Below are 5593 nucleotides of genomic sequence, written 5' to 3'. Positions count from 1 at the left end.
GCCTTCATGGAAGCGGTGCAGCGCGACGCCGCGGTCGACCTGGTGCACCGCGCCGCGGCCGGCCCGCACCAGGTGGCGGCCGGCGCGCACCAGCGCGACGACGGGCTGTGGGTCTACCGCAGCCTGCCGGCGCGTGCGCTGTGGGAGCAGATCATGCGCTCCACCTACGACCACGCCGAGCCGGGCGTGCTGTTCCTCGACCGCATCAACCTCGACAACAACCTGTCGTACTGCGAGACCATCACCGCCACCAACCCGTGCGGCGAGCAGCCGCTGCCGGCCTACGGCTGCTGCTGCCTCGGCTCGATCGACCTGACGCGCTTCGTGCGCACCCCGTTCGACGCGGGCGCGCGCTTCGACGACGCCGGCTTCACGCGGCTCGTGACGCTGGCGGTGCGCATGCTCGACAACGTGCTCGACATCAGCTTCTGGCCGCTCGATGCGCAGGCCCGCGAAGCGCGCAGCAAGCGCCGCATCGGCCTCGGCTTCACCGGCCTGGGCGATGCGCTGGTGATGCTGAACCTGCGCTACGACAGCGCCGCCGCGCGCGACGAGGCGCGCCGCATCGCGACGCTGCTGCGCGACAGCGCGTATGCCGCGTCGTGCGATCTCGCCGCCGAGCGCGGCGCGTTCCCGCTCTTCAACGCCGATCTCTACCTGAGCCGCGGCACCTTCGCGTCGCGCCTGCCCGGGCCGCTGAAGGAGCGCATCCGCAAGCAGGGGCTGCGCAACTCGCACCTGCTGTCGATCGCGCCGACCGGCACCATCAGCCTGGCCTTCGCCGACAACGCGAGCAACGGCATCGAGCCGGCGTTCTCGTGGAGCTACCAGCGCCGCAAGCGCATGGCCGACGGCAGCATGAAGCAGTACCCGGTGGAAGACCACGCCTGGCGCCTGTACCGCCACCTGCGCGGCCCGCAGGCACCGCTCACCGACGCCTTCGTCACCGCGCTCGAGATGAGCGCGCAGGCCCACGAGGAGATGGTGGCCGCGGTCTCGCCGTTCGTCGACACCGCGATCTCGAAGACGGTGAACGTGCCGGCCGACTACCCGTATGCGGATTTCCAGGACCTGTACCTGCGCGCCTGGACCTCGGGGCTGAAGGGCCTGGCGACCTACCGGCCGAACGCGGTGCTGGGCTCGGTGCTGAGCGTGGAGCCTGCCGCCTTGCCGCTGCAGCTGGCGCCGGCGGGGCATGCCAACCAGCGGCTGGCCATCGAGCGGCCGCCGCAGCCGGTGCTGGCCTCGCTGCGCTGGCCGGGCCGGCCCGAGCTGATGGCCGGCAACGCCGCGTGGACCTACATGATCCGGCACCCGCATGGCGAGTTCGCGCTCTTCATCGGCGAGCTGCCGCAGGACGGGCGCAGCGCGCCCTTCGAGGTGTGGGTGAACGGTGCCGAGCAGCCGCGCGGGCTGGGTGCGCTCGCGAAGACGCTGTCGATGGACCTGCGCGCGAAGGACCCCGCCTGGGTCCGGCTGAAGCTCGACGCGCTGGCCACCGTGCAGGAGGAGCGCGCCTTCGACATGCCCTTCCCGCCCGACGGCGCGCCGCGGCGCTTCCCGGGCGTGGTGRCGGCCACCGCCGCGGTGATCCGCTGGCGCTGCGAGCAGCTGGGCCTGTGGGCTGCGCCGGCCGAAGGCGCGGCCTCCACGCCGGTGATCGACGCGATGTTCAGCCGCCAGGAGCCGCTGACCGGCCCGAACGGCACGCTCGCCTGGTCGGTCGACATCCACAACCCGGCCAGCGACGAGGCGTTCACGCTGTCGCTGAAGGAGGTGCAGCTGCCCGAAGGGCTGGGCGGCCAGGGCGGCGCAGTCACGCTGCCCTGCGCGATGGGGCTGTCGGGCAACTACCCGCGGGCGATGGACGGGCTCGCGCGCATCCTGTCGCTGGACATGCGGGTGCTCGACCCGGCCTGGATCGGCATGAAGCTGCGCAAGCTGCTGAGCTATGCCGAGCCGCTCGGCCACTTCATGGCCTTCGTGCCGGGGCTCGCGCCCGGCCAGCAGCGCCAGCAGACCTGGCCGTCGACGGTGGCCTACCTGGCGCGGCTCGTGATCCACCGCTACACGATGCTGGGCGTGCTGGACGAGGAAGGCTATCCGCTGCGCGACATGGGGATCCTGCAGCCGCCGGACCCGGGCGAGGCCGCGGCCGCGCCGCTGGCCGGCACGGCCTGCCCGGAATGCGGCAACCATGCCGTCATCCACAAGGACGGCTGCGAGTTCTGCACGGCCTGCGGGCACATCGGGAGCTGCGGATGATGCCGTCGCCCCATTCATGTCATCGATGACACACATGGTCATGCGGCCTCCTCAATGTGGGGGCTTGTAGGACAGCAGGCCTCCCACCAGAATCCGGCCCGACCGGGTGCGGCCGAGATCGCGCGCTGGATCACAACGATCACAACGTCATGTCACGAGGGAGACCCATGATTTCTGCTTCCACGCGCGCCCTGTGGGCGTCTGCCCTGGCCGTTTCGCTGTCCACGCTCGTTGCCTGCGGCGGTGGGGGCGGCGGCGACACGCCGGCTCCGCCTCCGGTCTCGGGCACCCCGCCTGCACCGGCGCCCGCCGCCGCGAGCTACTGGGCCCGCACCTTCACGTACACCTCGGCCGGCAACTACGTGCTGCGCTACTACTACTCCGACAACGTCGTCGACTCGACCGGCCGCGGCACCTACTACGACGTGCGCGAGGCCCAGTCGGGCGGCAAGCCGGCGGTGGTGGTGTACGACACCGTCCAGTTCGTCACCGCCGAGGGCTGGCACACGCCGCTCGACGGCGCAACGCCGAACCACAGCGGCCCGAACGGCGCCTACGACTACAACCACGGCTACATCGGCCAATCGACCTGGGTCGACACCGACGTGGCCGGCCAGACGATCGCGAGCGTCGTCGCCAAGGCGCAGGACCTGAGCACCAACACCTTGTCCACCATCGTCGGCGTCACCGCGGCGAACCTGACCGGCGTGATGCCGGCCGGCGCGAAGATCCGCGCGATCTCGAACACCGAGAGCAGCACCCCGGTCGGCTACCGGCTGACGGATGGCTTCGTCGGCAACAGCGTGACCACGCTGGCCCAGATGATCACCAGCTACCCGGCCGTGTCGAACAGCGCAACGGTCTCGACGGCGAACACGGTATCGATGGGCAGCATCCACGGCAGCAACGGCTGCGGAACCCAGGTCTGCACCCAGGAACGGGTGCGGGGCAGCTTCAGCGCCGGCGGCGCCGTGACCCTGCATCTGTGCGACGTCGACACGGTGTCGGGTGCGGTCTCCAATTGCAGCAGCCTCCCCGCGGCCACCTACACGGCGGGCAACGCGGCGGATGGCGCGACACCGGTCATGACCTTCACCGGCCTGCCGGCGGCCATCTCCGCCCAGACCTTCACGCGCGTCTTCGTGCAGCGCGGCGGCCACGTCTACCAGGGCTTCCAGGACAAGCCGGCCACGCAGACGAAGCAGACCCGCCTCAACAAGGTCGCGTTCGAGGCGCTCGCCGCGAGCCTCGGCGTCACGCCGCCTGCCATTCCCGACCACCCGGCGGCGGCGGCCGGCACCTGGAGCGTCACCTACGCCGGCGGCGACACCGGCAGCTGCACCGCGCTGTCGGTCAACGCCCCGGGGCACGTGATCGGCACCTGCACCTCGTCCGGCGTGGGCGGCAGCTTCATCGTCAGCGGCACGGTCAGCGCCGCCGGCGGCCTCTCGGTGGGCAGCACCAGCAGCGACGCCAGCTTCAGCGGCACGCTCGGCGCCAGCACCGGCTCGGGCACCTGGACACGACCGAGTGCGGCGGCGACCGGCACCTGGAACGCCACGAAGCAGTGAGCCGAGCGGCTGCGCACGGCATGCTTGTCTGACACGGGCGCGGGAAAACCCCGCGTCACGTCTCGACACGATGCCGGGCAAAGCCCCGAAATAGCCGTGAAACTTCCTCCGCCTCTGCGGCTCCAAACGCGGTCACAGCTCTATACTGGGTCCGCGTGAAGTCTTCTTATCAGGCAGGAAGTGGGTCAATGATGGGTGCCAAACTCAAGGTCGCAGGCTGGATCACGCTGGGGGCCGTCGCTGGCGCGCTCACTACCATGCAGTTGCAGGCCACGGCCCGCAACACCGCCGCGCAACTCCCGCTGGAAGAACTCCAGCAACTCGCCGCCGTCTTCGGGATGGTCAAGAGCGATTACGTCGAGCCGGTCGACGAGAAGAAGCTGATCACCGACGCCATCGGCGGCATGGTGGCCGGTCTCGACCCGCACTCCCAGTATTTCGACAAGAAGACCTTCAAGGAATTCCGTGAAGGCACGACCGGCCGCTTCGTCGGCGTCGGCATCGAGATCGGCATGGAAGACGGTCTCGTCAAGATCGTCTCGCCGATCGAGGGATCTCCGGCCTTCCGCGCCGGCCTGAAGAGCGGCGACCTGATCACCAAGATCGACGACACCGTGGTCAAGGGCCTGACGATGGACCAGGCCGTCAAGCGCATGCGTGGCGAGCCGAGCACCAAGGTGCTGCTGACCATCTTCCGCAAGACCGAGAACCGCAGCTTCCCCGTCACGATCACCCGCGAAGAAATCCGCGTGCAGAGCGTGCGCTCGAAGATCGTCGAACCCGGCTACGCGTGGCTGCGCGTCAGCCAGTTCCAGGACCGCACGGTCGACGATTTCGCCCGCAAGCTCGAAGAGATCTACAAGCAGGAACCCAACCTGAAGGGCCTGGTGCTCGACCTGCGCAACGACCCGGGCGGCCTGCTCGAAGCCTCGGTCGCGGTGTCGGCGGCCTTCCTGCCGGCCGATGCGGTGGTCGTGACCACCAACGGCCAGATCGCCGAATCGAAGCAGTCGTTCAAGGCCYCGCCGAGCGATTACCTGCGCCGTGGCGGCGGTGACCCGCTGCGCAAGCTGCCCGACGCGCTGAAGAAGGTGCCGCTGGTGGTGCTGGTGAACGAAGGCTCGGCCTCGGCGAGCGAGATCGTCGCCGGTGCGCTGCAAGACCACCAGCGCGCCACCATCATGGGCACGCAGACGTTCGGCAAAGGCTCGGTGCAGACCGTGCGCCAGCTGTCGCCCGAGACCGCGCTGAAGATCACGACGGCCCGCTACTACACGCCGAGCGGCCGCTCGATCCAGGCCAAGGGCATCGTGCCCGACGTGATGATCGACGAGACCGCCGACGGCAACCTGTTCTCGGCGCTGCGCGTGCGCGAGGCCGACCTGGAAAAGCACATCGGCAGCGGCCAGGGCGCCGAGCAGAAGGACGAAGCCCGCGAGAAGGCGCGCGAGGAAGCGCGCAAGAAGCTCGAGGACGAAGCCGCGAAGAAGAACCCGCTGAAGCCGCTGCCCGAGTTCGGCAGCGAAGAAGACTTCCCGCTGGCGCAGGCGATCAACCGCCTGAAGGGCAAGCCGGTGGTCGTCTCGAAGTCGGTCGTCGAACGGCGCGCCGAGGCACCGGCGACGAACTGATCCGGCGCCACGCCACCGAACGCCCGCCCCGCGCGGGCGTTTTGCTTGGCAAAGGGCTTCGACAGGCTCAGCCCAGCCCTTCGACAAGCTCAGGGCGAACGGGATACACACCGTTCGGGCTGAGCC

3 protein-coding genes are annotated in these 5593 nt (G+C 69.8%); all 3 read left to right on the top strand.

Annotated elements, in window-relative coordinates; translation table 11 throughout:
• The coding region (locus AC1D12_RS23100; RefSeq protein WP_477843096.1) for a ribonucleotide reductase barrel domain-containing protein at positions 1 to 2265 on the top strand (2265 nt) is incomplete at its 5' end.
• A 167-nt stretch (positions 2266 to 2432) separates the two neighbouring features.
• Positions 2433 to 3836, top strand: coding sequence for a hypothetical protein (locus AC1D12_RS23095; RefSeq protein ID WP_477843094.1), 1404 nt, complete (start codon positions 2433 to 2435; stop codon positions 3834 to 3836).
• A 191-nt stretch (positions 3837 to 4027) separates the two neighbouring features.
• Positions 4028 to 5467 (top strand): S41 family peptidase, encoded by a 1440-nt coding sequence (locus tag AC1D12_RS23090; RefSeq protein WP_477843092.1) that lies wholly within the window; start codon positions 4028 to 4030, stop codon positions 5465 to 5467.
• The last annotated feature ends 126 nt before the right edge of the window (positions 5468 to 5593 follow it).

It is taken from the genome of Rhizobacter sp. P1_G5, assembly GCF_056405435.1.
The sequence above is the reverse complement of the archived record's forward strand: the minus strand, read 5'-3'. Positions and strand labels throughout refer to the sequence as shown.